This window comes from Longispora sp. NPDC051575, from assembly GCF_040681875.1.
Taxonomy (GTDB): domain Bacteria; phylum Actinomycetota; class Actinomycetes; order Mycobacteriales; family Micromonosporaceae; genus Longispora.
On the sequence record NZ_JBFAZP010000006.1, the window covers coordinates 177599 to 203796 of the forward strand.

The 26198-nt window shown below is 71.7% G+C and carries 24 protein-coding genes; 13 read left to right on the forward strand and 11 right to left on the reverse strand.

The genetic code is table 11. The annotated features are described in order from the left end of the window. Nucleotides 1-22: 22 nt before the first annotated feature. The 6 genes from bioB (at nt 23) to AB0M43_RS18350 (ending at nt 4052) form a co-directional block, all read left to right on the forward strand. Nucleotides 23-1018, forward strand: coding sequence for a biotin synthase BioB (gene bioB, locus AB0M43_RS18325; protein ID WP_363726081.1), 996 nt, complete (start codon nt 23-25; stop codon nt 1016-1018). Continuing rightward, nucleotides 1015-1233, forward strand: a complete 219-nt coding sequence (locus AB0M43_RS18330; protein ID WP_363726083.1) for a hypothetical protein — start codon at nt 1015-1017, stop codon at nt 1231-1233. Before bioB ends, AB0M43_RS18330 begins: the two co-directional genes overlap by 4 nt. 107 nt (nt 1234-1340) lie before the next feature. Continuing rightward, nucleotides 1341-2204, forward strand: a complete 864-nt coding sequence (locus AB0M43_RS18335) for an ABC transporter substrate-binding protein (protein ID WP_363726085.1) — start codon at nt 1341-1343, stop codon at nt 2202-2204. Beyond that, nucleotides 2201-3046: an amino acid ABC transporter permease gene (locus AB0M43_RS18340; RefSeq protein WP_363726087.1), complete on the forward strand. Its 846-nt coding sequence runs from the start codon at nt 2201-2203 to the stop codon at nt 3044-3046. Before AB0M43_RS18335 ends, AB0M43_RS18340 begins: the two co-directional genes overlap by 4 nt. Further along, nucleotides 3043-3789 carry an amino acid ABC transporter ATP-binding protein gene (locus AB0M43_RS18345; RefSeq protein WP_363726090.1) on the forward strand — a complete coding sequence of 249 codons (747 nt, stop codon included), beginning with the start codon at nt 3043-3045 and terminating at the stop codon, nt 3787-3789. The genes AB0M43_RS18340 and AB0M43_RS18345 overlap by 4 nt, the downstream gene beginning before the upstream one ends. Next, nucleotides 3786-4052, forward strand: coding sequence for a Smr/MutS family protein (locus AB0M43_RS18350; protein ID WP_363726092.1), 267 nt, complete (start codon nt 3786-3788; stop codon nt 4050-4052). The genes AB0M43_RS18345 and AB0M43_RS18350 overlap by 4 nt, the downstream gene beginning before the upstream one ends. A 54-nt stretch (nt 4053-4106) precedes the next feature. Here AB0M43_RS18350 and AB0M43_RS18355 read toward each other — a convergent pair whose 3' ends face one another. Together AB0M43_RS18355 and AB0M43_RS18360 are read right to left on the reverse strand one after the other, a co-directional pair. Further along, entirely contained in the window at nt 4107-4535 is a 429-nt protein-coding gene (locus AB0M43_RS18355) for a protealysin inhibitor emfourin (protein WP_363726094.1), read from the reverse strand. Nucleotides 4536-4643: 108 nt separating this feature from the next. Then, the gene (locus AB0M43_RS18360; protein WP_363726096.1) at nt 4644-5009 is read right to left on the reverse strand and encodes a hypothetical protein; all 366 of its coding nucleotides are present in this window, start codon (nt 5007-5009) and stop codon (nt 4644-4646) included. A 28-nt stretch (nt 5010-5037) separates the two neighbouring features. Here AB0M43_RS18360 and AB0M43_RS18365 point away from each other — a divergent pair, with 28 nt between their 5' ends. Beyond that, nucleotides 5038-6432 (forward strand): hypothetical protein, encoded by a 1395-nt coding sequence (locus AB0M43_RS18365; protein ID WP_363726098.1) that lies wholly within the window; start codon nt 5038-5040, stop codon nt 6430-6432. Here the strand turns inward: AB0M43_RS18365 and AB0M43_RS18370 are convergent. After that, complete coding sequence (locus AB0M43_RS18370) at nt 6403-7557, reverse strand: beta-propeller fold lactonase family protein (RefSeq protein WP_363726100.1); 1155 nt, start codon at nt 7555-7557, stop codon at nt 6403-6405. The two genes, AB0M43_RS18365 and AB0M43_RS18370, sit on opposite strands and share 30 nt — an antisense overlap. A gap of 176 nt (nt 7558-7733) precedes the next feature. On the opposite strand from AB0M43_RS18370, the gene AB0M43_RS18375 reads away from it, so the two are divergent. Both AB0M43_RS18375 and AB0M43_RS18380 read left to right on the forward strand, forming a co-directional pair. Next, a complete protein-coding gene (locus AB0M43_RS18375; RefSeq protein ID WP_363726102.1) occupies nt 7734-10097 on the forward strand; it encodes a M4 family metallopeptidase in 2364 nt (787 codons plus the stop codon). Between the two features lie 42 nt (nt 10098-10139). Then, the gene (locus tag AB0M43_RS18380) at nt 10140-12092 is read left to right on the forward strand and encodes an endonuclease/exonuclease/phosphatase family protein (RefSeq protein ID WP_363726103.1); all 1953 of its coding nucleotides are present in this window, start codon (nt 10140-10142) and stop codon (nt 12090-12092) included. 61 nt (nt 12093-12153) lie between these two features. Here AB0M43_RS18380 and AB0M43_RS18385 read toward each other — a convergent pair whose 3' ends face one another. Further along, on the reverse strand, nt 12154-12930 hold the full coding sequence (locus AB0M43_RS18385; RefSeq protein WP_363726105.1) for a TetR/AcrR family transcriptional regulator: 777 nt from the start codon (nt 12928-12930) through the stop codon (nt 12154-12156). Between the two features lie 106 nt (nt 12931-13036). On the opposite strand from AB0M43_RS18385, the gene AB0M43_RS18390 reads away from it, so the two are divergent. The 3 genes from AB0M43_RS18390 to AB0M43_RS18400 are packed head-to-tail and all read left to right on the forward strand — an operon-like array spanning nt 13037 to nt 15434. Then, a complete protein-coding gene (locus AB0M43_RS18390; protein WP_363726107.1) occupies nt 13037-14041 on the forward strand; it encodes an ATP-binding cassette domain-containing protein in 1005 nt (334 codons plus the stop codon). Next, on the forward strand, nt 14038-14808 hold the full coding sequence (locus AB0M43_RS18395; RefSeq protein ID WP_363726109.1) for an ABC transporter permease: 771 nt from the start codon (nt 14038-14040) through the stop codon (nt 14806-14808). Before AB0M43_RS18390 ends, AB0M43_RS18395 begins: the two co-directional genes overlap by 4 nt. Then, nucleotides 14805-15434, forward strand: a complete 630-nt coding sequence (locus AB0M43_RS18400) for a DUF5701 family protein (protein WP_363726111.1) — start codon at nt 14805-14807, stop codon at nt 15432-15434. The genes AB0M43_RS18395 and AB0M43_RS18400 overlap by 4 nt, the downstream gene beginning before the upstream one ends. A gap of 66 nt (nt 15435-15500) precedes the next feature. On the opposite strand, the gene AB0M43_RS18405 is transcribed toward AB0M43_RS18400, so the two are convergent. The 5 genes from AB0M43_RS18405 to AB0M43_RS18425 all read right to left on the reverse strand — a co-directional run bounded on the left by AB0M43_RS18405 (nt 15501) and on the right by AB0M43_RS18425 (nt 24415). Beyond that, nucleotides 15501-17843: a lamin tail domain-containing protein gene (locus tag AB0M43_RS18405; RefSeq protein WP_363726112.1), complete on the reverse strand. Its 2343-nt coding sequence runs from the start codon at nt 17841-17843 to the stop codon at nt 15501-15503. A gap of 352 nt (nt 17844-18195) precedes the next feature. After that, the gene (locus AB0M43_RS18410; protein ID WP_363726114.1) at nt 18196-19959 is read right to left on the reverse strand and encodes a M28 family peptidase; all 1764 of its coding nucleotides are present in this window, start codon (nt 19957-19959) and stop codon (nt 18196-18198) included. Between the two features lie 86 nt (nt 19960-20045). Next, nucleotides 20046-22439, reverse strand: a complete 2394-nt coding sequence (locus AB0M43_RS18415) for a M4 family metallopeptidase (protein ID WP_363726115.1) — start codon at nt 22437-22439, stop codon at nt 20046-20048. A gap of 189 nt (nt 22440-22628) precedes the next feature. Further along, nucleotides 22629-23765 (reverse strand): HAMP domain-containing sensor histidine kinase, encoded by a 1137-nt coding sequence (locus AB0M43_RS18420; RefSeq protein WP_363726117.1) that lies wholly within the window; start codon nt 23763-23765, stop codon nt 22629-22631. After that, complete coding sequence (locus AB0M43_RS18425; protein WP_363726119.1) at nt 23762-24415, reverse strand: response regulator transcription factor; 654 nt, start codon at nt 24413-24415, stop codon at nt 23762-23764. The genes AB0M43_RS18420 and AB0M43_RS18425 overlap by 4 nt, the downstream gene beginning before the upstream one ends. A 68-nt stretch (nt 24416-24483) precedes the next feature. Between AB0M43_RS18425 and AB0M43_RS18430 the strand changes: the two genes are divergently transcribed. Beyond that, complete coding sequence (locus tag AB0M43_RS18430) at nt 24484-25113, forward strand: DsbA family protein (protein WP_363726121.1); 630 nt, start codon at nt 24484-24486, stop codon at nt 25111-25113. A gap of 169 nt (nt 25114-25282) precedes the next feature. On the opposite strand, the gene AB0M43_RS18435 is transcribed toward AB0M43_RS18430, so the two are convergent. After that, nucleotides 25283-25693 (reverse strand): hypothetical protein, encoded by a 411-nt coding sequence (locus tag AB0M43_RS18435; protein ID WP_363726123.1) that lies wholly within the window; start codon nt 25691-25693, stop codon nt 25283-25285. Between the two features lie 137 nt (nt 25694-25830). Then, nucleotides 25831-26145 (reverse strand): WhiB family transcriptional regulator, encoded by a 315-nt coding sequence (locus AB0M43_RS18440; RefSeq protein ID WP_363726125.1) that lies wholly within the window; start codon nt 26143-26145, stop codon nt 25831-25833. Between the last annotated feature and the right edge of the window lie 53 nt (nt 26146-26198).

The following is a 26198-nucleotide window of genomic DNA, read 5'->3' on the forward strand; positions in this document are numbered from 1 at the left end:
GGATCGCTTGTAGGGTAACGCCATGTCTGATGTCCTCGCGCGGGCCCGCCGCGAAGTACTGCCCACCGGCGTCGGCCTGGACGAGGCCGGTGTCCTCGAGGTCCTCGAGCTGCCCGACGACCAGCTCCCCGACGCCCTCCAGCTCGCGCACGAGGTGCGGATGGCCTGGTGCGGCCCGGAGGTCGAGGTCGAGGGCATCGTGTCCCTCAAGACCGGCGGCTGCCCCGAGGACTGCCACTTCTGCTCCCAGTCGGGGCTGTTCCAGTCCCCCGTGCGCAGCGTGTGGCTCGACATCCCCGAGCTGGTGAAGGCCGCGCAGCAGACCGCCGCGAGCGGGGCCAGCGAGTTCTGCATCGTCGCCGCCGTGCGCGGCCCGGACGCCAAGCTGATGAAGCAGATGCGCGACGGCGTCAAGGCGATCAAGGAGGCCGTGGACATCCAGGTCGCCGCGTCGCTGGGCATGCTCAACCAGGAGCAGGTCGACGACCTGGTGGACATGGGCGTGCACCGGTACAACCACAACCTGGAGACCTGCAAGTCGCACTTCCCCAAGGTCGTCACCACCCACTCGTGGGAGGAGCGCTGGGAGACGCTGCGCATGGTCCGGGAGTCGGGCATGGAGGTCTGCTGCGGCGGCATCCTCGGCCTCGGCGAGTCCCTGGCGCAGCGGGCCGAGTTCGCGGCACAGCTCGCGGAGCTCCAGCCGCACGAGGTCCCGCTGAACTTCATCAACCCGCGCCCCGGCACCCCGCTGGAGGAGCTGCCGCTGGTCGAGACGTCCGACGCGCTGCGGGCCATCGCCGCGTTCCGGCTGGCACTGCCGAAGACCATTCTGCGGTACGCGGGCGGGCGCGAACTGACCCTCGGCGACCTGGGTACCCGTGACGGCCTGCTCGGCGGCATCAACGCCGTGATCGTCGGCAACTACCTGACGACGCTCGGCCGGCCCGCCGACGAGGACCTGAGCCTGCTCGTGGACCTCAACATGCCGATCAAGGCCCTGAACACGACCCTGTGACGGGGTCGGGAGGAGTCGCGGTGCTGAAGTGGTGTGACCACTGCGGGCTGGCCGCCGCCGAGGGCGGCCACGAGGCGTGCTCGCGGGCCCGGGAGATGGAACCGCCCCGGTTCTGCCCGGAGTGCCGGCGGCGGATGAAGGTCCAGGTGCTGCCGGCGGGCTGGTCGGCTTCCTGTGTGGAACACGGCGTGACCAGCAACACGCCAGCTCAGTGACGGGATGACGGGACGCGGCCGGTAGTTTGAGCGCTCAACCGCTCGGTGAGGCCGCCCCGTCGCCGTTTCGGACCACCGCGCCGTGCCTTCACTCTAGGATCCATGTCATGCCTCGTGCCCGTCTCGCCCTCGCTGTGGGCTCCGCCGCCCTGCTCGCCCTCGCCGGTTGCGGCACCGCCGCCGACAAGAAGTCCGACACCAAGCCGGACGCTTTCGGGTGTACGGCGGACAAGCTGCCCACCCTCGCGAAGGGCAAGCTGACGATCGGCACCGACAACCCGGTCTACGGCCCGTGGTTCGTGGACAACAAGCCGGAGAGCGGCCAGGGCTTCGAGTCGGCCGTGGCGTACGCGGTGGCCGACAAGCTCGGGTACCCGAAGGATTCGGTCGTGTGGACCCGGGTCACCTTCAACGCGGCGATCGCGCCCGGCCCGAAGGCGTACGACTTCGACATCAACGAGTTCTCGATCACCGAGGACCGGCGCAAGGCCGTCGACTTCTCCACCGGGTACTACGACGTGAAGCAGACCGTCATCGCCCTGAAGAGCTCCAAGATCGCGGGCGCGAAGTCGATCGCGGACCTCAAGGGCGCCAACCTCGGCGCGCAGGTCGGCACGACCAGCTACAAGGCCATCACCGACGTGATCAAGCCGACGGACAAGCCGGGCGTGTACAACAACAACGACGACGCGAAGGCCGCCCTGGCCAACGGCACGCTCGACGGCCTGGTCGTGGACCTGCCGACCGCGTTCTACATGACCGGGGCCGAGATCAAGGACTCCCTGATCGTCGGCCAGCTCCCGCCGCTGCCGGGCGTGCAGCAGGAGCAGTTCGGCCTGGTGCTCGACAAGGGTTCGAAGCTGACGAGCTGCGTGAGCCAGGCCGTCGACCAGCTGCGCAGCAACGGCAAGCTCGCCGAGCTGGCCAAGCAGTGGCTCGCCGGCGCGGACGGCGCCCGCGAACTCTCGTGACGTACCAGCCCAGCGGGCTCCAGCTCGAACGGGTCGCCTACAAGAGGTCCCGGGCGCTGCGGTCGGTGCTGATCGCGGCGGCGTCCACGGTCGTGCTCGGCACCGGGCTGGTCGTGGCCGTCACCGGCTCCCCCGGGTGGCAGAAGGTCAAGGAGACGTTCCTCGACCTGGACACCGCCCGGTCCGCGCTGCCGGCCGTGCTCGACGGCCTGGTGCTCAACCTGTGGCTGCTGCTGTTCTGCGCGGCCGGGGCCCTGGCGCTGGGTCTGCTGGTCGCGGTGGTCAAGACCCTGCGCGGGGCGGTGTTCTTCCCGGTCCGGGCGCTGGCGACCCTGTACACGTACGGGTTCCGGGGCATGCCGCTGATCATCGTGCTGTACGTGCTCTGCTACGGCGTGCCGGGCCTGCGGTTCGAGTGGACGCCGCCCGTGGTGGTGCTCGGCGGGTTCGCGATCGTGATCACGTACGCGGCGTACATCGCCGAGGTGTTCCGGGCCGGCATCGAGTCGGTGCACCCGAGCCAGCGGGCCGCCGCGCGCTCCCTGGGCCTGACCTACTGGCAGACCATGCGGCACATCGTGCTCCCCCAGGCGGTGCGCCGGGTGGGGCCCGCGCTGCTCAACGACCTGGTCGCGTTGCAGAAGGACGTGGGACTGGTGTCCATCGCCGGGGTGATCGACGCGGTGCGCGCGGCCCAGATCGAGGTCGCGACGAGCTACAACTTCACGCCGTACATCGTGGCGGGTCTGATCTTCGTGCTGCTGGCCATCCCGCTGATCGCCGTGACCGACTGGGTGACGCTGCGGGCGGCCCGGCGGCAGTCGGCGGGAGGCACCTCGTGAACCCTGTGCTGAGCTGCGTGGACGTCCGCAAGACCTTCGGGCCCAATGTGGTACTCGACGGGTTGTCCCTCGACGTGGGCGAGCACGAGGTCGTCGTACTCATCGGGGCGTCCGGCTCTGGCAAGTCGACCCTGCTGCGGTGCGTGAACCTGCTGGAGGACATCGACGACGGCGCGATCCGGCTGGACGGCGAACACATCACCGACCCCCGGGTGAACCCGGACGTGGTCCGGCAGCGGATCGGGATCGTGTTCCAGTCGTTCAACCTGTTCCCGCACATGAGCGTGCTGGACAACATCACCCTGGCCCCGGTCCGGGTGCACAAACTGCCCCGCCGCGAGGCCGAGGACAAGGCCCGGGAGCTGCTCGACCGGGTGGGGCTCGCGGACCGGGCCGGCGAGTACCCCGACCGGCTGTCCGGCGGGCAGCAGCAGCGGGTCGCGATCGTCCGCGCCCTGGTCAACGCGCCCCGGCTGCTCCTGCTCGACGAGGTCACCTCGGCGCTGGACCCGGAGCTGGTCGGCGAGGTACTGACCATGATCAGGGACCTGAAGAACGACGGCATGACCATGGTGATCGCCACCCACGAGATGGGCTTCGCGCGGCAGGTCGCCGACCGGGTGTGCTTCCTGCACCGGGGCAGCGTCCTGGAGTCCGGGCCGCCGTCGCGGGTGCTGGGGTCGCCGACCGAGGAGCGCACCCGGCAGTTCGTGCGACGGATCATCGAGGCGGGACGACTGTGAAGCTGAAGCTGGATCTGCACGACATCTTCAACAAGGGCCGCGACATCGAGCGGTCGTTGCAGGACATCATCAACCAGGCCGTCGAGAAGAAGGCCACCAGCGTCGAGATCATCCCGGGGAAGGGGTCCGGGGCGCTGAAGAAGACCGTGCTGCGGTTCCTGGAGCGCAAGGACATCAAGGCGCTGTACCACCGGGTGGAGAAGGACTCCGACAACTTCGGCCGGCTGTTCGTGCACTTCAAGTGGAAGGGCAAGGGCAAATAGCCGACGGGTACGGGTCCCCCGGCGCGCGGCCCGGGCGCGGTCCCCGGTGACCGGCTAGCGCATCGCGACCCGGCGGGCCGTCGGGGTGCCGATCCGCAGAGTCTCGTCGATCACGTCGCGGAGCACCTTCGGGGCCGGGGCCTCGGCGAGCAGCGTGACGGTCTTGGCCGCGCCGTCGAGGTAGGAGACGGTCACCTCGTAGTTGAACCGGTCGCAGCACAGGTCGGGGCGGCTGTAGGTGGGGGCGAGCGCGCGGAACCCGGGACCGCCGGCCAGCTCCAGGACCCGGGGGGCGTCGACGTGCGCCGTCCACCGGCTGAGGGTCACGGTGCGGTCGACCCCGGCGAAGCCACCGGTCTGGCGGACGGCGACCTGGTAGGCGCCGGTGGCGCGGAACCGGGGCAGGCCGGGGGCCGCCGGGGCGGGGGTGGCCGCGCCGACGACGAGCAGGGCGGTCAGGAAGGTGACGATACGGGCGATCATGACTGGTATAACAGGAATGGTCCCCGACGGACACGGGCCAGGGGCCGCCGGCACGATGCGGGCAGGGTCCGGTGCGGCCGGCACGACGCGGTCCGGTGCGGACCGGGGTCAGGCGCGGCGGGCGACCTTGAGGGCCCAGCCGATCAGCGGGAGCTGGAGCGGCAGCCGGCCGTAGGCGATGGCCCTCGCCTTCGGGGAACCGCCCCGCGCGTCCACCGCCATCTGCACGTTCGCCGGGAACACGGCCGCGAACAGCCCCGCCGCCGCGTAGCTCCCCGCGCGCCGGGTGGCGGGCAGCGCGACGCTCGCGGCGACGGCGAGCTCGGCGACCCCGCTGGCGTAGGTCCAGAACCGGGGGGAGCCGGGCAGCGCGCGGGGCACGATCCGGTCGAACGGCCGCGGCTTGAGGAAGTGCAGCGCGCCCATGCCGGCGAGCAGGCCGGCGAGTGCCAACGCGGATCGATCCTTGGTCATGACGTCAGGGTACTGGCATGATCGGCCGATGCGCCGGGTCCTCCTTCTGTCCGTCACCATGCTGGTGACGCTGCTCGCCGGGCTGGTCAACGTGCGGCTGTACGCGCCGAGTCCGTTGGAGCGCCGCACGTCCGACGTGGTGGCCGAGGCGGTGTCCCGGCTGGAGTACCTGCGGGGCACGCTGGAGGACGGGGCCGCCGGGGACGCCCAGGGACTCTTCCCGGAGGGGTACTTCTTCTCCTACGAGCTGTACGGGCTGAGCTGGGTCAACGTGGGGCTGCGCTCGCCGGTACACCAGAAGAGGGCTCTTTCCGAGGCCCGCTGGGCGCTGGCGCACGTGGACTCCGACGCCGGCCGGGCCCCGTTCTCCCCCAACCTGTCCCCCGCCTACGGCGCGTTCTACGTCGGCTGGTCGAACTGGCTGCGCGGCGGGATCGTGAAGCTCTCCGCCGACCCGGCCGCGCCGGAACGGCCCCAGCTGGCGGCCGAGACGAAGCAGCTCGCCGAGGTGCTGCTGGCCAGCCCGACGCCGTTCCTGCCGTCGTATCCGGGGCAGGCCTGGCCGGTGGACTCGGTGGTGGCGGTGGCGTCCCTGGCGCTGGCCGACGAGGTGGACGCGGGCGACTACGCGAACGTGATCGGCCGGTGGCTGGCGGCGTCCGACGAGCGCCGCGACCCGGCGACCGGGCTGCTGCCGCACACGACCGACCCGGTCAGCGGCCGGCCGCTGGAGGGGGCGCGGGCGACGTCGCAGGTGGTGGCGCTGCGGTTCCTGGCGGAGCTGGACCCGGCCCGGGCGCGCAAGGACTGGACGGTGTTCCGGGAGACCTTCGCCTCGACGGTGCCGGGGGCGCCGGGGATCCGGGAGTACCCGCGCGGGAGTTCCGGCGGCGGCGACGTGGACTCGGGGCCGCTGGTGTTCGGGCTGTCGGCGTCGGCGAGCGCGGTGGGGCTGGGCACGGCGGTGCTGTTCGGGGACCAGCGGACGGCGGCCGAGCTGTCCGGGCTGGCGGAGGCGACCGGGTTCCGGGTGGGCGACCGGTATCTCGGCGGGCTGGTGCCGATCGGGGACTCGTTCATGGTGTGGTCGACGACCACGACGGGATGGGTGTCCGGGGGCGGGGCCGTGGAGGAACGGGCGGACCGGAACTGGCGGTGGCCGTGGCAGCTGGTGTCGGTGCTGGTGGTGGGGCCGTTGTTCGCGCTGTCGTGGCTGTCGGTGCGGCGTAGGAGGCGGGGCGGGGCGGGCCCGCCGGTGACGGCCCCGGCTCCGGCTCCGGACGAGACTGCGGCCCCGGACGACGCGGCCGGGCCGGACGGCGGGGAAGTGCCGTCCGGCGCCCCGGCGCGCACCGCCGGACCCCCGGCCGGAGGGAAGCCGGCCGGCGGCCCGTCACCGGATGTTGCTGGTGTGCCCGAGTGAGTAGCGCCCGGGCTGCGGCCAGTACGTGAGGCCGTGCGGGCCGGAGCCGACCGGGATCCTCCGGAGCAGCTCGCCGCTGGTGGTGTCGAACACGTACACCTCGTTGTGGTATCTGCCGGACACCCAGAACTGGGTGCCGTCGGCGGACAGCGCGCCCATGTCGGGGCTGCCGCCGCCGGGGATCGTCCACTTGCCGAGCTTGTCGCCGGTCACCGGGTCCAGCACCACGATCGTGCCCTCGCCCCGGTTGGTGACGAACATCCGCTTCGAGTCGCGGGAGAAGTAGACGGCGTGCGCGCCCTGGCCGGTCGGGATGAAGCCGATCTGCTTGGTGGCGTCGCCGTCGAAGACGTACACCCCGTTGGCGTGCATGTCGGCGACGTAGAACCGTTTGCCGTCCGGGGACAGCCGGGAGTCCTGCGGCATCCCGTTGGGCACCTGGTCGAGGGCGAAGCTGGCGACCTGCTCCATCGTGGCCACGTCGAGCACGATCATCCGGTTGGCGAACTCGCAGGTCACCAGAGCCCGCTTGCCGTCGGCGGTGAAGTCCATGTGGTTCACCCCGGCGCACTCGGGCACGGAGAGCTTCTTGTGCGGCCTCCACGACGGGTACTCGTAGAAGTCGAGTCGCTTGTAGGCCTCAGCGACCACGATCGCGTACTTCCCGTCGGGGGTGAAGTACAGGTTGTACGGGTCCTGGACGTGGATCACCTCGCCCGGCCGCCCCGTCTTCGGGTCGATCGGCGTGAGGGTGCCGCCGGGGATCTCGTCGGCGGTCGCGTACAGGGTCCTCATGTCGTAGCCGGGGACCACGTGCTGGGGTTCGCGGCCGGCGTCGAACCTGTCGATCACCTGGTACGTCTTGGGGTCGATCACCCACACGTCGTGGCTGCCGTTGTGCGGCACGTACACGAGTTCGCGCGCGCCGGCCACGGCGGGACTGAACTTGTTGGACCCGGAGGCGGCGTACACGTCGGCCGTGGTCAGCGGCGGGGGCATGCCGGGCAGGACGTCCATGGCGGGGGTCGGCGACGCGCTGGTCGCGGTGGGGGCGGGCACGGGTTGGGGCTTCGCCGCGGGCTTCGGGTCCGCCTGGGCGCAGCCCGCCAGCGCCGCCACTGCCACGATTCCTATGCCCCAATTCAACCTTTTACGCACATCGCGCAGAGTACCCGGCGGTCCACCGTTAAGTGACGGCGACTAACACATCGATAACAATCAAGCTCTTTACTGGACAAAAGATCGACTGCTAGAGATGTAACAACCGCATAACGCGGCCCTTCGGCAAGGGAGACTCACCGATGAGAAAATCCATCGCCGCAAGTGGGATAGCCGTTCTGGTGGTCGGCCTGCTGGCCGGCGTGTCCACCACAGCGACGGCCTCCCCGACACCGTCCGGACTGGACCAGGCACTCACGGCGCACCGGGCGGCCTTCGCCGGCGGCCCCGGCGACGCCTACCGGGCCACCCGGACCGTCGTGGATCCCGACGGCACGTCACACGTCCGCTACCAGCGGACCTACCAGGGACTGCCCGTCATCGGCGGCGACTTCGTCACGCACACCGCCCCCGGCGGCGCGGTCACGGCGTCCAACGGCCTGTCCGCCCCGCTCACCCTCGCCACGAACCCCGGCGTCGGCCGGGCCTCGGCGGCCGCGAAGGCGCGCGGCCAGTTCACCGGGACGGTCTCCGGGGTGCGGGACCCGGCCCTGGTCGTCGACGCCACCTCCGGCACCGGCCGGCTGGCGTGGGAGACCGTCGTCCGTGGCACGAACGGGCAGACCCCGAGCGTGCTGCACGTCCTCACCGACGCGCACAGCGGCGCCGTCCTCAACAGGTACGACGAGGTGAAGAGCTTCGGTTCCGGGTCCGGCGCGAGTGGTGGCGCGCTGGTCGCGGGGACGGGCAACAGCGTCTACTCCGGCGCGGTCACGATCGACACCACGTTGTCGGGTAGCACCTACAGCATGGTCGACCCGTCGCACGGCAACGGCCGGACCTGCGACATGAACCAGGGCTCCGGCACGTGCACCACGTTCACGGACACGGACAACACGTGGGGCAACGGAACGCAGTCCGACCGGGCCTCGGCCGGCGTGGACGCGCACTTCGGCGCGGCGGTCACGTTCGACTACTTCAAGAACACCCACGGGCGCAACGGCATCTTCGGCAACGGTGCCGGCGTGCCGAGCCGGGTGCACTACGGCAACGCGTACATCAACGCGTTCTGGGACGGCGCGCAGATGACCTACGGCGACGGCGCGAGCAACCAGCGCCCGCTGGTCTCGCTGGACGTGGCCGGGCACGAGATGTCGCACGGCGTCACCGAGGCGCTGTCGGGGCTGCAGTACTCCGGCGAGTCCGGCGGGCTGAACGAGGCCACGTCCGACATCTTCGGCAACATGGTCGAGTTCTACGCCAACACGTCCTCCGATCCGGGCGACTACCAGGTCGGCGAGAAGATCAACATCAACGGCAACGGCACCCCGCTGCGGTACATGTACAACCCGGGCCTCGACGGCTCCTCGCACACCTGCTGGTCGACCAGCACCAACAGCGTGGACGTGCACTACTCCTCCGGTGTCGGCAACCACTTCTACTTCAACCTGGCCGAGGGCACCGGCTCGACGCCGTACGGCACTTCCCCGCTGTGCGGCTCCAACCCGGGCACGGTCGGCATCGGCCGGGCGAAGGCGGAGAAGATCTGGTACCGGGCGCTCGACCTGTATTTCACGACCACGACGAAGTACGTCAACACGACCACTCCCGCCAACACGTCCCGCGCCCAGACCCTGACGGCCGCCACGGACCTCTACGGCCTGTGCAGCACCGAGTACAAGGCCGTCCAGTCGTCGTGGACGTCGGTCAACGTGGCCGGCAACGACGCGCCCTGCAACGCCAGCCAGGACTTCTCCATCGCGGTCAGCCCGGCCTCGGGCAGCACGAACCCGGGCGGTTCGCTGTCGGCGACGGTGACGACCACGACCACGGCCGGCGCCCCGCAGACCGTGAACCTGACGGCCTCCGGCCAGCCGGCCGGCGTGACCGTGTCGTTCAGCCCGGCCTCCGGGAGCTCCGGCTTCTCCTCGACGGCGACCATCGCCACGACGACGGGGGCGGCACCGGGGACGTACACGATCACGGGTACCGGCACGGCCGTCACCCGGACGACGTCCTACGCGCTCACGGTCAACGGCACGGGCGGTTGTTCCAGCCCGGGCCAGAAGCTGGGCAACCCCGGCTTCGAGACGGCGACCGCGCCGTGGACGTCCACCACCGGCGTGATCGGCGCGTGGGCCGGCACCGGGGCCCCGCGCACCGGCACCCGCAGCGCGTGGCTGGACGGCTACGGCACCACGCACACCGACACCCTGTCGCAGACGGTCAGCATCCCGGCCGGCTGCTCCAGCTACGTGCTGAGCTTCTACCTGAAGATCACCACGGCGGAGACGACCACGACCGTGCAGTACGACAAGCTGACCGTGAAGGTGGGCTCGACGGTGCTGGCCACGTACTCCAACCTCAACCCGCAGGGCTACTCCCTCAAGTCGTTCAACGTCGGCGCCTTCGCCGGCCAGACGGTGGTGCTGAACTTCACCGGCACCGAGGACATCTCGCTCCAGACGTCGTTCGTCATCGACGACACGGCGCTGAACGTGTCCTGACGCCACTTCCGTAGGGCCATGGTGATCGCTACGGTGATCACCATGGCTCTCGGCATAGCGCTGCTCATCGATGTCCTCAGGGTCTGGCTACCCTCCCTGATCACGGTGTACGGCGCCGCCGGCAGCACCCCGGCCGAGCAGCTCGGCCTGTTCGCCCTCGCCTGCTTCGCGGTCGCGCTGCTCGGCGTGCCGCTGGCCCGGTGGGTCGGCCCCGGCCGGTTCGCGACCGCGTCGGTGGCCGGCCTCGCCGTGGCCCGGATCTTCCTCCAGGCCACCCACGGCGGCCGCCCCCAGCTCTACCTCGCCACCGCCGCCCTGATCTGCGGCCTGTGGTGGCTCGTCGGCCTCGCGGTCGGCGGCCTGCCCGGCCGGGCCGCCGCGAACGCGGTCCTCGGCGGCTTCGCGCTCAGTGCCCTCGGCCACGCGGTCCTCGGCGGCGTGGACCTGATGTGGCGGACCGGCTGGTGGGTGTGGCTGGTCCTGGTCCTCGCCGGTCTCGCGGCGGTGGCGGCCACCCCGCGCGCGCCGTCCGGGAAGGTCGCGGCCCCGGCCGGGTTCTGGTTCGCCGTCGGGCCGGCGGTGCTGCTGTTCGGGATCCTCGGTGGTGCGACGGCCCGGGTGGGCGCGGCGGCCGGGGTGTGGGCGGTCGCGGTGCTGGTCGGGGCCTGCGTGCTGGGGAACCGGCTGTCCGGGGTGGGCCGGAAGCGGCTCCGGGTGCCCCTGGCGGGGCTGGCCGCGCTGCTGCTGCTCGGGTCCGTCGCCGTGGCCAACGAGGCCAGCGGGTGGCTCCTGGTGGCCGGGTCGGCCGGCGTGGCGGTCGGGTTAGGGCTGTGCCTGGGCGCGGCGGCCCGGGCGGCCCGCGCCGCGGGCGTGGCTGGTGCCAGCCGTGGCGGGGGCGGCGCGGCGGATGGCGACATCCGGAGTTCCGCCCCGGACGCGGCCGACGCGGCCGGCGGCACAGGCGTGGCCGGCACGGGCGGGAGCGGCGCCGGATCCGGGGTGCGGCGCGGTCTCGCGGCCGCCGGCGGGCTGCTCGTCTGCGTGACCCTCCTCTTCGGGTACTACGCCTCCTACGACCTCGACCTCGGCTCCGGTTCCGGTTCCGCCACGCTCGTCGCCGTCCTCCTCGCCGCGCTGGCCGTGGCCGTCCCCGCCCTGCTCGGCGCGCGGGCGGCCGTCCGGGCGCGGGCCCGCGTGTGGCCTCGGGTGCTGAACCTCGACGCGGTGCTGGCCGGCGGGCTGGCGCTCCTCTTCGGACTCTGGGCGCTGCCGGCCGTCACGTCGGCGGAGCCGCCGGGGATGCTGCGACTGGTCTCGTACAACATCAGGATGGGTTTCGATCTGGACGGCCGGTTCTCCGTGGACGCCCTCGCGGCGACGATCCAGAGCCAGAATCCCGATGTGGTACTCCTCAGCGAGGTCGACCGGGGCTGGTTCCTCAACGGCGGCCACGACACCCTGGGCCTGCTCGCCGAGCGCCTCGGCATGCGTTACGTGTTCGCCCCCGCCGCCGACCAGGTCTGGGGCGACGCGGTCCTGACCCGGGCCACCATCGTGTCCTCGCGGTCCGTCGCGCTGCCGAGGGAGGGCCCGACCGGGGCGCAGGCGCTCGGCGTGGTGCTCCGGGTGGCCGGCGGGCGCGAACTGGCCGTGGTGTCCACCCACTTCCAGCCCGCCGGGGACTCCCCCGCCGTCCGCCAGGCCACGGCGGCGGCCGAGCTGGTCCGTGAGCTGTCCGCCGGGGGCCGGCCCGTGGTACTGGCCGGGGACCTGAACATCGAGCCGGGCGCGCCGGCGTTCGCCCCGCTGGCGGCGGTGGGGCTGACGGACGCGCTGGCGCCGAGCCGGCCGGTGCCGACGTTCCCCGCCGACGTGCCCACCCAGCAGATCGACCACGTCCTGGTCACGGCCGGGCTCGTGGCCCACGGGGTGGTGACCCCGGAGAGCCGGGCGTCGGACCACCGGGCGGTGGCGGTGTCGCTACAGGTGGGGTGACGCCGCCGGGGCTGGCCCAACGGGCGGCCGGGCGGGGCTGACGCGGCGGGCGCGTGGGCGGTCAGCGGGGCGGCAGGTTCGCCTCGACGCCGTCCAGGAGCACCTTCAGGCCGAACTCGAACGCCCGGGACGGGTCGTGGGCCGCCTGGTACTCCTCGCCCGCCGCCGACCCGACCCGCGCCGCCACCGGGAACCGTTCCGGGTCGAACACCCGCGCCAGCAGCGGCGCGTGCGCCTCCCACCATTCCAGGTCGGTGATGCCCGTGCTCCGGACCGCCTGGGCGTCCTCGACCGCGCCCCGGACGGCCCCGTGCACGTAGTCGTTGACGAGCTGGACGAGCAGGTCCATGTCGATGTCGGTGAGGCCGAGCCCGTCGACGGCCCGCAGGTCGCGGTCGTACTTGGCGATGGTGTGCGGGCCGAGGACCGGGCGGCTGGTCGCGACCCGGAGCAGCCAGGGGTGGCGCAGGTAGAGGGCCCGGTTGTCCCGGGCGATCCGTTCCAGGCGCGCCCGCCAGCCCACGGGCTCCCCCGGGGCGTCCGCCGGCGCGGGCGGGCCGACCTCCGCGTACACCGCGTCGAGCATCAGGTCGAGGAGTTCGCCCTTGCCGGGGACGTAGTTGTACAGCGACATCGCCGTCACGCCGAGCTGTTCGCCGACCCGGCGCATGGTGAGCACGTCGAGGCCCTCCGCGTCGGCGACCGCGATCGCGGCGGCGGTGATCCCCGCGACGGTGAGCTTGGGCTTCGGTCCCCGGCGGGGCCGGTCCTCGCCGACGCCCCAGAGCAGCTCCATGCTCCGGGTCGGGTCGCCGGTGCCGCTGTACTCGATGCTCACCCCGTCATTGTGCACGTCGGGTCCCCGCGACCGGGATCACAATCAATTACGTTGTAAACTATTTACGACGTACATTAAAATGGGACCCCGAACGAGAGGAGCGAGCGTGACACTCGCAGTGGTCGCCGAGGGGCTGACCAAGCGGTACGGGGCCGGTCCGGCGCTGGACGGGTTCGATCTCGCGGTGCCGACGGGCACGGTGCACGGGCTGCTGGGGCCCAACGGGGCGGGCAAGACGACGGCGGTGCGGATCCTGGCCACCCTCACCCGGTTCGACGCGGGGCGGGCCGAGGTCGCCGGGTACGACGTGCGCCGGCAGCCCGACCAGGTCCGCCGGCACATCGGCCTGTCGGGGCAGTACGCGGCCGTGGACGAGATCCTCAGCGGCCGGCAGAACCTGGTCATGTTCGGCCGACTGTTCCACCTGGACCGCCGGGCGGCGGCGCGCCGGGCCGACGAGCTGCTGGAGCGGTTCCGGCTCACCGACACCGGCACCAAGGCCGTCAAGGACTACTCGGGCGGGATGCGCAGGCGGCTCGACCTGGCCGCCAGCCTGATCCTCGCCCCGCCGGTGCTGTTCCTGGACGAGCCGACGACGGGGCTCGACCCGCGCGGCCGGACCGAGGTGTGGGACGCGGTGCGGGCCCTGGTGGACTCCGGGACGACAGTGCTGCTGACGACGCAGTACCTGGAGGAGGCCGACCAGCTCGCGCACCGGATCTCGGTGATCGACGCCGGTCGGGTGATCGCCGGGGGCACCCCGGAGGAGTTGAAGGCGACCCTGGGCGGGGACCGGATCGACGTGGTCACCCACCGGGCCGCCGACCTGGACCGGGCGGCCGTCGTGGTGGCCGCGGCGACCGGGGGCGCGCCCACGACCGATCCGGACCGCCGGCTGGTCGGCGCGCCGGTGACCGACCGGATGGCCGCGTTGACCGGGGTGATGGCCGGGCTGGCGGCGGCGGGGATCGTCGCGGAGGACATCGCGGTGCGCCGCCCGACCCTGGACGAGGTGTTCCTGCACCTGACCGGCGAGCGGGCCCCTGACCTGTCGGAACCCGGGTTGCCACAGCCCGGGCGTTCCCCGCAGCTCACGAAGGAGGGCCGATGACGGCAGTACTCGGCGACGCCTGGACCCTCACGGGCCGGAGCTTCGCGCACTGGGTCCGCCAGCCGTTCGCGATCGTGTTCGGTCTGCTGTTCCCGATCATGCTGGCGGTGCTGTTCGGGTTCCTGTTCGGCGGGGCGATGTCCGTGCCCGGCGGCGGGGACTACATCGAGTTCCTGATGCCCGGCATGTTCGTCATGACCATGGCCTTCGGGATCGGCGAGACGATGGTCTCGGTCAGCGCGGACAAGGAGAAGGGCGTGACGGACCGGTTCCGGTCCATGCCGTTGTCCGGCGCGGCCGTGGTGCTGGGCCGGAGCATCGCCGACATGGCGTACTCGGCGGTGCTGCTCGCCGTCATGCTCGCCTTCGGGCTGCTGGTCGGCTGGCGCGCCCACGAGGGGTTCGCCTCCGCCCTGGGCGCGGTGGGGCTGCTGTTCCTGCTGCGGTTCTCGCTGGTCTGGGTGGGGGTCTTCCTCGGGCTGGTCGTCCGGGGCGCGGAGGCGACGGCGGCCGTGCAGACCCTGCTGTTCCCGCTCACCATGGTCACGAACACGTTCGCGGATCCGGCGACGATGCCGGCCTGGCTGGGTACGGTCGCGGAATGGAACCCGTTGTCGGCGACCGTGACCGCGACCCGGGACCTGTTCGGCAACCCCGGGATGGGCGGCCAGGAGCACGCGCTGGCCCTCGCGCTGGCCTGGCCGGTACTCCTCGTCGCGATCTTCCTTCCCCTGTCCGTCTGGCGCTACCGGAGGCTGAGCCGATGACCCTCGACCCGAACACCGAATTCGACCGACAGGTCAAGAACCTGCTGGATCTGGGGTACCCGGCACTGGCCGGCCTGTCCGCCGAGGAGTTCACCGCGCTGGTCGCCCCGGTGCGCGCCGACGTGCTCGCCCGGGGGGACCTGGCGCCGGCGACGCCCGGATGGGTGCCGTTCGTGCTGGTCGTGGCGGTGGACCCCTACCAGGCGGTGCCGCTGCTCACCCTGGCCGGGAAGAAGAAGCCGGGCGTGGTCGACCGCAACTACGCCGAGGGGGAGGTCTCCCGGTTCGTACCCGTCAAGGAGGTGGGTGTCCCGGACCGGGCCGCCTACGTGGTCTTCGACGTCGAACGCGGCGAGGAGTTCTGCGACGTCAAGCCGCAGGAGGCCATGGAGACCCTCGCCGGCCGGGGGCGCACGCCGCTGACCATCGAGGAGGGGATCGCGGTCGTCACGCACTTCCCGGCCACGCTGGAGAAGAACAAGTGCTTCATGCTGGGCGGCTCGCGGTGCGGGGACCGGCGGGTGCCGGCGCTGTGGATCAGTGAGAACGCGCCGAAGCTGGGCTGGTGCTGGGCGGGGAATCCGCACACCTGGCTGGGGACGGCCTCGGCGGGAGCCCGGGCCTGACGGTGGCGGTCCGCGCGCGAGACGACTCGGGCGCGGACCGCTCCGGCGTTCCGGGGACGCGGCCCGTTACGGCAGCGGCAGCCGGACGATCTGCGGGTCGTGGTCACTGGTCTGCACGGCGAACTCCGCGTTCACGTGCACGACGTCGTACCCGTAGGACTTCGCGGCCAGGTACGGCGACACCAGGATGTGGTCGAGGAACTGCGAGTTGCCCTCGTACACGTAGGAGTAGCGCTCCGCGTCCGGCAGGGTCGCCGGCAGGTCCGTCAGCCCGGCCGTGACCAGCTTCCCGACGGCCGCGGAGAACTCGAAGTCGTTCAGGTCGCCGGCCACCACGATCCGGGCCTGGGCGTCGATCGCCAGCACCTGGGACACGAACGCCGCCACCGACGCGCCCTGCTGGTCGCGCTTCACCTCGCTGGACCGGACCGGGGGCTGCTTGCGGCCGAACAGCGGGTCGTCGCCGCCCTTGGAGCTCCAGTGGTTGGCGACCACGAACAGCGGGGCCCCGGCGTACCGGAACTCGCCGACCAGGGGCTTGCGGGTCGCCGCCCAGGCCGCGTTGCCGGGGTCGATCCGGCCGGGGTTGCGGGTCAGGCCCACCTTGTCGGTGCCGCCGACGTTGACCACGCCGACCGGGGTGGTCGCGTCGCCCGCCGTGCCGGGGACGAACGTCAGGCCGATGTCGGTACGGAACAGGAAGCCGACCCGGATGTTGCCGCCCGGGGCGCCGCCGTCCTGGTCGTCGGTCGGGTTGATCTGCCGGTAGTCGTAGGTCGGGCCGCCGGCGGCGGTGATCGCGGTGATCAGCTTCGTCCAGGTCTGCGACGCGTCCACGGTCGCGCTGTTCGTCGCGCCGTCGTTGTCCTGGACCTCCTCCACCACGAGGATCCCGGGCTTGGCCAGGTTGTTCACGATCACCCCGGCCAGGCCGTCGAACTTGGACTGCGGGTCCGACGGCGCGAGGTTCTCCACGTTGAACGTGGCCACCGACAGTTGGCCCGCCGGGGTGGCCGCCGTGGTCTCCTTCGCCAGGCCGCCGGACACCCGGGTCAGCGCGCCGGTCAGGTCCAGCTTGTAGTTGCCGGCCGCGTAGTCGAGGATCCCGACCGCCGGGCCCGAGAACGTGTCGCCGACGTTCACCCCGGTCGGGGTCGAGCCGGCGAGCAGGAAGCCGTCCAGGATCACCCGCTCCGGGTTGAAGTCGTTCTGGCGGACCATGATGCCGCCCCGGTTCGTCCGGACCGAGCCGGTGTCGCCGATCACCGGGATCTCGCCGAAGCTGTTGGACGGGCCGACGGCCTTCGGTGCCGTGACCTGCACGCGCATCCCCTCCAACGACTCGTAGAAGTCGATCCCGTCCGTGGTCGCGTCGAAGGTGCCGGAGGTCTCCACGTCCCCCGTCGCGTCGTCGTCGACCACGGTGGCCGGCGGCACCCGGCCACCCGCGCCGATCACGGTCGGGGCCGGCACCGGCTTCCCGGAGGCCACCACGCTCACCGTCGGGGTCGCGATCTCCGTGACCGACAGGTTCGTGCTCGTCGCGCCGCCGGACCGGTACTCGGTCACCGTGCCGCCCACCGCCACGTCCTGGCCCACGACGGCCGCGCCGGCGGTGTTGGTGAACACGTACACGCCCTCGGACGTGGCCGGGTTCGCGTCCGGGCACGGGTCCTGGAACCAGAAGCCCTTCGCGCCCACGGCGGTCACGACGCCCCGCACCCCGGACACCGTCTGGGTGTTCTTCGGGGACACGTGCGCCGCGCCCTGGATGTCGCGGATCCGGGGCGACGGGTACCCGCAGGTGTCGCCGCCCGAGCTGGAGTTGCGCGGGTCCGGGGCGAGCCGGGCGAACTCGGTGCCGTTGTCGTCCGCGTCGGCCGCCGGGTTGGTCCTCGTCTCCGACTGGGTGTTGCTGGCCGCTCCGGCCGGGGAGGTCTCGTAGTCGTTGGCCGTGCCGTAGCCGAGGAAGTCGCGGACGCCCGTGGCGGTGTCGCAGTTGGAGCCGCAGGCCAGCGCGTTCGTCGAGGTGACCAGGGCGACCTTGCCGGAGGTGGCGGACAGGTTCGTCGTGCCCGTCGCGTCCGGGGTGGGCAGTGCGGCCCCGCCACCGCCGCCGGCCGCGAGCCGGACCAGGTAGGAGCCGCCGGGGGCGATGCTGCCGGTCAGCGGGGTGACGAGCCAGGTGGTGCCGGCGGCCGACGCGTACTGCACGCTCCAGCCGGCGACGGAGACCGCGGCGGCGCTCCGGTTGTACAGCTCGACGAAGTCGTTGGCGTAGGGGGCGCCGCTGTTGCCGCCGCCGCCGTACACCTCGCTCAGCACGACATTGGGTGAGGACGCCTGTGCGGGGGCGGCGAGGGCCAGGGTCAGTCCGAGGGTCAGCGCGCCTGCGATCCGATATCTCATGACTCACTCCCAAAAGGCGGGGCGGGTGGGACGCGGGCTGACTTTAACGTCCGTTCGGCCCACAGGGGAATGAATCACGGGTGAACATGGCAGTGCTTCGGCGGCGCCGTGTCGGGGCAGTGTCGGGGGCGGTGTCGGCCCCGGGACGGACCGTGGCTGGACATGGCGGTGGGTCAGCGGCGTCGGCGACCCGGAAGGGCCCGTGGCCGGACATGCGGTGGGTCAGCGGCGTCGCCGACCCGGAGGGCCCGTGGCCGGACCTGGGCGTGCGTCGCCGGCCCAGAGCGACCCGCGGCCGGACACGACAGTGGCCCGCCCCCTGTCCTGGGGCGGGCCACTGTGGGGGGAGGCTCTAGAAGGTCAGTGTCCAAGAGTCGATCTTGCCGACGTCGCCGCCGGCCACGTCGGCCACCCGCAGCTTCCAGGTGCCGTTGGCGACCTCGGAGGAGGCGTTCACGGTGTACGTCCTGGCGACGTTGGCGGCGCTGTCGTTGTTCGCGAAGTCCTCCAGCAGGTACACGGAGCCGTCCGGCGCCACCAGCGAGATGACCAGGTCACCGCGGTAGGTGTGCTTGACGTCCACGGCGACCTTGAGGGCCGACGGGGCGTTGCCGGCGCGGGTCACCGCGATCGGGGACTCCACCGTGGTGTTGTCGCCGATCGTCACGTCGGCGGCGTTGGTGAAGACGTTCGAGGACGGGCTCGTCGTGGCCGAGGGGCTCGTGGTGGGCGACGGGCTCGTCGTCGCGCCCGCGAAGGTCAGCCCCCAGGAGTCGATCTTGCCGACGTCGTTGCTCGCGCCGTCGACCACCCGCAGCTTCCAGGTACCGCCGGCCGCCTCGGAGGACGCGTCCACGGTGTACGTCCTGAGCACGTTGGCGGTGCTGTCGTTGTTCGCGAAGTCCTCCAGCGGGTACACGGAGCCGTCCGGGGCCACCAGCGACAGGACCAGGTCGCCCCGGTAGGTGTGCTTGATGTCGACGGCGACCTGCACGGTGCCCGCCGTCCCGGTCCGCGACACGGCGATCGGCGACTCGGCCGTGGCGTTGTCGGTGATCGCCACGTCGTTGGCGTTGGTGTAGGTGTTCCCGCCCGGGGTCGGCGACGCGGTGGGCGTGGCCGTCGCGGTCGGGCTCGGCGTGGGCGTGCCCGCCCCGATCCCGGCGAGGTTCCAGGCGGCGACCGCGGCGACGTCGCCGATGGTGTCGAGGACCGTGTCGTTGATGTTCGACAGGGTGTCGCAGGCCTTGTGGTAGCAGGGGTCGTAGGCCGCGCCGGCCGTACCGCCCCACTTGGCGGCCTGGGCCGCGCTCTTGGTCGGGTCCAGGCTCAGCGAGGCGATGCCGCCGCTCGGGATCGACGCGCCGATGAAGGCCGCGTGGTCGGAGCGGCTGTTGAGGTTCGCGTCGTCGGGGTCGATGTTCCGGCCCGTGAACGCCGACTCGATGGCCGTCTTGATGGCCGCGCCCCGGGTCGGGTCCTCGCTGTAGACGAAGTAGCCGCCGTTGATGGAGCCGGTCATGTCGAAGTTGAGGTACGACTTGATCTTCGTGCGCTCGGTGGCGGACAGGTTGTCCACGTAGTACTCCGAGCCGACCAGGCCGAGCTCCTCGGCGCCCCACCAGCCGAACCGCAGCGACTTCGTACCCGCGTCCGTCCCCGCCGCGTAGCGCAGCGCGATCTCCAGGATCATCGCCGAGCCGGAGCCGTTGTCGTTGACGCCCGCGCCGGCGGTGACGGAGTCGAGGTGGGCGCCGAGCATGACGACCTGGTTGGCGTCGCCGCGCCCCGGGAAGTCGGCGATCAGGTTGTAGCCGGTCTTGCCGTTGTGCGTGAAGCTCTGCTTCGACGTGGTGAACCCGGCGGCGTCCAGCTTGCCCTTGACGTAGTCGACCGACGCCTCGTAGCCGGGCGTGCCGTGCGCGCGGGTGCCGCTGTTGGCCGCGGCGATGTCGGAGAACTTCTGCAGGTGGGCCTTGACGTTGGTGACGCTGATGTCCGGCGGGGCCGCCGTCGTCGTGGCCATCGTGGGGTGGGCGGCAGCGAGCACCGCCGCGGTCATGACCGTGCCGATGCCGGCGAGGATCGCCGCGCGTCGAGTGGGGGTGCTGCGCATGAGGGGCTCCTACACGGAAGTACCGGGGGTGCGAAGGCGGTCGGCACCGGCGCGCGAGCTGAGTGCGCCGGTGCCGACCAGTGTGATCAGGAGACGTTGAGGTTCACGTCGTCGATCACGAAGTTGGTCTTGAGGCTGGAGTCCTCGACACCGGTGAAGGAGAGCGTCACGGTCTGACCGGCGAAGGCCGACAGGTTGAAGCTCTTCAGGACGTACCCGCTGGCGGCGTTCGCGTTGCTGTAGGTCGCCAGGGTGGTGGTGCCGGCCTTCACGGTCAGCTTGTCGTAGGCGGTGGTGCCCGACTCGGCCGTGTCGATGTGCACGTAGAAGCTCAGCGTGTACGTCGAGCAGCCCGACGGGACGGTCACCGACTGGGTCAGGGTGTCGGTGTGCGCCTTGCCGTAGCCGTTCAGCCACGCCTTGTACGAGCCGCTGCGCGCCGGCTGCGAGGTGCCGTTGTCGATCACGCCGGAGGACGCGGTCCACGAGGCGGCACCGGACTCGAAGCCGCCGTTCGCGACGACCTGGGCGGCGGTGCAGCCACCCGAGGCCGGGCTGACGGTGATGGTGAACGAGGCGGTACCCGCGTTGTTGGCCGGGTCCTTCGCCGTGACGACCACGTTGGCGGTACCCGCCGTGGTCGGGGTGCCCGAGATCAGACCGGAGGTGCTGATCGCGAGGCCGGCCGGCAGGCCGGTGGCGGAGAAGGTGACCGCGTCGCCCTGCGGGTCGGTGGCGCTGACCTGCTGGGAGAACGCGACGCCGACCTTGCCGGTCAGGTTGCCCGGGTTGGTGACGGTCGGGCTGCCCGACGGGGTGCTGGCGCAGGCCGGCTCACCGGTCTGGACCGCGACGTTGACGGCCTTCCACGCGGCCTTGACGGCGTTGCACTCGGTGGCGCCGTACAGGTCGTTCGCGGCCTTGATCGTGGAGATCCGGGCCTTGGCGTAGGTCTCCGACGTCGTCATGTACGCGTCGAGGGCCTTGTACCAGATCTTGCCGGCCTTGTCGTTGCCGATGCCGGTGACGGCCGGGGCGCTCGCGCAGGTCGGGCTGTTGCCCCACGAGGACGAACCGGAGCCGACGGCCAGCTGGTAGAAGAACTTGTTGCCGACGCCGGAGGAGTAGTGCACGTCGACGTTCTTGGTGCTGGTCGACCAGCAGCTGTGCGAGGACCCGTCCTTGTTCGGCTCGTCCATCCAGCGCAGCGGCGTGCCGTTGCCCCGGATGTCGATCTTCTCGCCGATCAGGTAGTCGGGGGTGTCCGCGGCGGCGTTGGCGTAGAACTCGACCAGCGTGCCGAAGATGTCCGAGGTGGACTCGTTCAGGCCACCGGACTCACCCGAGTAGATCAGGCCCGCGACGGAGGCGGTGACGCCGTGCCCCATCTCGTGGCCGGCGACGTCCAGCTCGGTGAACGGCTTGGAGCCGGCGGCCCCGTCACCGTAGATCATGCAGAAGCACGAGTCCGACCAGCCGGCGTTGTCGTAGTTGACGTAGTAGTGCACGTAGGAACGCGCGCCGACGCCGTCGCCCTTGATGCCGTTGCGGCCGTGGACGTTCTTGAAGTAGTCCCAGGTCCACTGGACGCCGTAGTGCGCGTCTGCGGCCACCGTCGCCCGGTTGTTCAGCGTGTTGTCGCCGAACGTGCCGTTCGCGCTGGTGAAGGACAGCGAGTTGGCGACCGTCGGGTCGGTGTTGCCCTGCGCGTCGCCCTTGTTGTTGGCGTCGCGGGTCTCGCCGTTGCCCCGGCTCGGGTCGAGCAGCTCGTAGTTGCCGTCGGCCTTCTGGTTCACGCCGAGGGTGACGTTGCCGACCTGGTAGCCCTTGCCGTTGCCCGTCGCCGGGCCGGCCGCGATCGCCGTGGCCGCGCCGGCCTTGGCCGCGCGGTTGCGGGTGGCGAACGTCTGCACGTCGTCCCACGCATTGCGGATCAGGCCGGACTGCGCGTCGATCAGGACGTTCATCCGGCTGGTGCCGCCGTCGGCGGCCTTGCCGTCCACGACGACCCGGTAGGCGAGCGCCGGGGAGCCGGCGGTGGCGTCCACCACGAGCTGCGGGGTCGAGCTGGCGGGCTTGCCCGCGTAGCCGCCGACCGCGAGGGCCGCGGCGCGCTGCGCGGTGACCGCCGGGCTGGTCGACAGGTTCAACGGGGCCTCGAGGCCGACGCTGGCCTCCTTGAACTGGCCGTTGGCGGCGCTGTGCACGATCACGTCGCCGCCGAGGACCGGAAGGCCCTTGTAGTTGCGGTCGAAGCGCACGTGCCGGGTGCCGTTGGGGTCGACCGTGCTGCCCTTGGCGACGAACGCGTCGGAGCCGCTCGCCCGGAGGGCCGCGCCGTGCGTGCGGAGGCTGGCCTTGGCGTCCGCGACGGCGACAGAGGCCGACGCGAGCGGGGTGGGGGCGTTCGGGGCGGCGGTCGCTGCGGCCGGGAGGCCCAGCAGACCGGCGACGAGCGCGAGCCCGGCACCGGCCTTCACAGCGCGCTTTGGATCGAAGGGGACCATTGTCAAGCCTCCGGAGGGGTGGGTAAACCGCTGTAGCGGTAGCTCGGAGTATTAAGATCACCGGTTCAAGGGGAACCCAAGGTTAAAATAAAAGTTACTTAAATCACGTGTTATGTTAACTATCCTTATCGATTCAAGTACCAGCAGGTAGCGCTCAGGTGATCATTCCGCGACCGGGAGCGCCAGCGTGACCACCAGGCCGCCCCCGGTCCGCGCCTCCGCCTCCACGGTCCCGCCGTGCGCCCGGGCCACCGACCGCACGATCGACAGGCCGAGGCCGACCCCGCCACCCCCCAACCGGCTGCGACTGCCCCGGTGGAACGGCTCGAACAGCTGACCGAGCAGCTCCGGCCCGATCACCTCGCCGTCGTTGACCACCCGCAGCACACCCGCGCCGGTCGTGACCCGCACCGAGCCGCCCCGGACGTTGTGCCGGACCGCGTTCTCCACCAGGTTCTCCACCGCCCGGGACAGCAGCGCCACGTCGCCGCGCACCGGCACCGACTCCAGATCCGCGGTGACCGTCACGCCGTGCACTCCCGCCTCGCGCCGGACCGCGTCCACCGCCTCCGCCGCCAGGTCCGCCAGATCGTCCACCTCGCCGCCCCGGACCTCCTGCTCGCTGCGGGCCAGGGTCAGCAGGCTGTCGATCAGCCGCTCGGCGCGCAGGGTGGCCGAGCGCACGTCCTCCCCCATCGCCCGCAGCTGGCCCTCGGAGGCCGAGGGCTTGGCCAGGGTGACCTCCACGGCGGTCCGGGTCACGGCCAGCGGGGTACGCAGCTCGTGCGACGCGTTGGCCACGAACCGGCGCTGCCCCTCGAACGAGGCGTCCAACCGGGCGAGCATCGCGTCGAACGTGTCGCCGAGCTCCTTGATCTCGTCGTGCGGCCCGGGCAGGTCCAGGCGCTCGTGCAGGGTGTTCTCCCCCGCGCGCCGGGCCGCGTCGGTGAGCTGGCGCAGCCGGCCCAGGGTCCGGCCCGCGATCAGCCAGCCGGCCCCGCCGGACAGCAGCACGAGCACGCCGAGGACGCCGACGGAGTTCGCGGCGAGCCGGTTGAGGGCGTCCTCGCGGAGCTTCTGCCGGATCCGCTCCTCGGCGGCGACGGCCTCGGAGTCCGTGGTCGGCGGCTGGCCGGCCTGGGAGCTGGCCCGGTCGTGCAGTTCGGCGGTGGTCGGCTGGTTCAGGATGTCGGCCCGGACCGAGAACACCATGATCGCGATGAGCAGCAGGCCGCCGAGCAGGAACACCGTGCCGTACAGGAGGGTCAGCCGGGCCCGGATCGTGAGCCGTCTGCTCACGGCAACCGGTATCCGGAGCCGACCAGGGTCTCGATGACCGCCGGGTCGCCGAGCTTGCGGCGCAGCCGGTTCATCGTGACCCGCACCGTGTTGGTGAACGGGTCGGTGTTCTCGTCCCAGACCCGTTCGAGCAGGTCCTCGGTACTGACGACGGCGCCGTCGGAGACCATCAGCGCCTCCAGGACCGCGAACTCCTTGGCGGTGAGCCGGATCGGCTGCCCGTCCCGCCAGACCGTGCGGCGCAGGGTGTCCATCTCGATGGAGTCCCGCCGCAGCAGCGCGGACTGGCTGCGGCCCCGCCGGCCCAGGGCCCGGACCCGCAGCACCAGCTCGTCGAACGCGAACGGCTTGCCCAGGTAGTCGTCGGCGCCCATCGCCAGCCCGTCGAGCCGGTCGGCCAGCTCCACGAACGCCGTGAGCATGATGATCAGGGGCGCGTCGGCCCGGCCCGCGAGCGCCCGGCACACGTCGTCGCCGTGCAGGACGGGCAGGTCGCGGTCGAGGACGAGGACGTCGTAGGCGTTCACGCCGACCTTGGCGAGCGCGTCGGCGCCGTCCGGGGCCACGTCGACGGCCATGCCGGCGTCGCGCAGCCCGTCGGCGATGTGCTCGGCGAGCGTCGGTTCGTCCTCGGCAATCAGTACGCGCATGGTCCCTACCCTGCCTGGTGGCGCATAACACCAACGTTACAGGCCCAGGTCGTGGCTAGAGTTCGGTAATGACTACCGAACGTCTCACCGCTGACATGTGGTTCGACCCCTCCTGCCCCTGGGCCTGGGTCACCTCCCGCTGGCTGCTGGAGGTCGAGAAGGTCCGTACCGTCGACTTCCGGTTCCACGTCATGAGCCTGTCCGTGCTCAACGACGGCCGCGACCTGCCGCAGAGCTACCTCGACTTCCTGGTCACCGCCTGGGGCCCGGTGCGGGTCTGCATCGCCGCCGAGCAGCGGTTCGGCAACAAGATCCTGCTGCCGCTCTACACCGCCCTCGGCAACCGGATCCACACCCCCGACCGGGGCACCCCCGAGGAGATCATCCTGGGCGCGCTCGCCGAGGTGGGCCTGCCCGCCGACCTCGCCGAGGCCGCGCACTCCGACGCCCTGGACGCCGAGCTGCGCGCCAGCCACCACGCCGGCATGGACCTCGTCGGCCAGGACGTCGGCACCCCCGTCATCCACGTGCCCGGGGCCGACGGGGAGACCATCGCGTTCTTCGGGCCGGTCGTGACCCCGGTGCCCCGGGACGAGGTGGCCGGGAAGCTGTGGGACGGGGTGCTGCTCGTCGCCGGTACCCCCGGATTCTTCGAACTGAAGCGTTCCCGGGGCGACGAGGCCCCGCGCCTGCACTGAGAGCAGATCAAGAGCGAAGAGCTTTTGATGGTTACGGCGACACCCGGCCCTGTGCCGGTCGGCACTTCCGGGAGGCCGCCGCTGTCGGGTACGAGGACGGCGGCGGGCTCCCGGGGTGTCCCCGGAGGGCTGCGGCGTGCTGGGCCGGGGGCCCGCCCCGGCGTACCCGTCAGCTGATGTTGCCGTCGACGTCCGGCCAGAGTGGTTTGGGCCAGGTGTCCACGTAGAGGAGCTGGGCCTCGCCCAGGGCGTGCTTGTAGATCCGGCGCGCCGCCGGTCCGGTGTAGAGCCAGTCGTCGCAGTCGTCGTAGACCACCCGGTGCCGGCCACTGTCCTCGTCGACGCCCAGGTCGGACGTCGTCCAGCCGACCAGGGCGGCCCGGCGGAGCAGCAGACCCGGCCTCGGCAGCACCCACCACACGCACCACCAGGACACGTTGCTGCCGCGGCCCTCGTAGGCCCAGTAGCTCAGGAGGCGGGGGAAGCGGGTCTCGTGGCGGTACCGCAGGCCGGTGGCTCTCTCGTCGCCGGTGAGCAGTGCCCGGAGGTGTTCGTAGCGTTCGTCCACCTCGCTCGACATCACCCCACGAAACTAGCCCCTCACGTCCAGTCGGGGCAACGCCCGTCAGTTCCGCCAGGTGGGCGGGTGCCGGCGCCGGACGGCCCCGGTCGCTCCGAGCAGGTGCGACGTCGGGCCGCCGGGCGGGGAGGACGCTGTCAGACCGGGATGGTGCGCTTCTCGCCCAGCGCCCAGACCTGCGCCCTCGGGCCGAGCGCCTCGGCGAACAGGTCCCGCCAACTGGTGACCCTCGGGTGCTGCTTGCGCAGGGCGCGGCGCTCCCGGTCGGTCATCCCGCCCCACACGCCGTGCTCGTCCCCGGCGTCGAGCGCCTCGGCGAGGCAGCGGTACCGGACCGGGCAGTGTTCGCAGATCCGCTTGGCCTCGTGCTGGGCGGCCCCGTCGACGTACAGGGCCTCCGGGTTGCTTCCCCGGCAGCTCGCCCGCAGCGTCCATTCCATGTCGATCGTCATGCCTGGCCCCCTTACTGGCGTCGGGGCCGGGGCCGGGCGCGCCACCCCCTGGC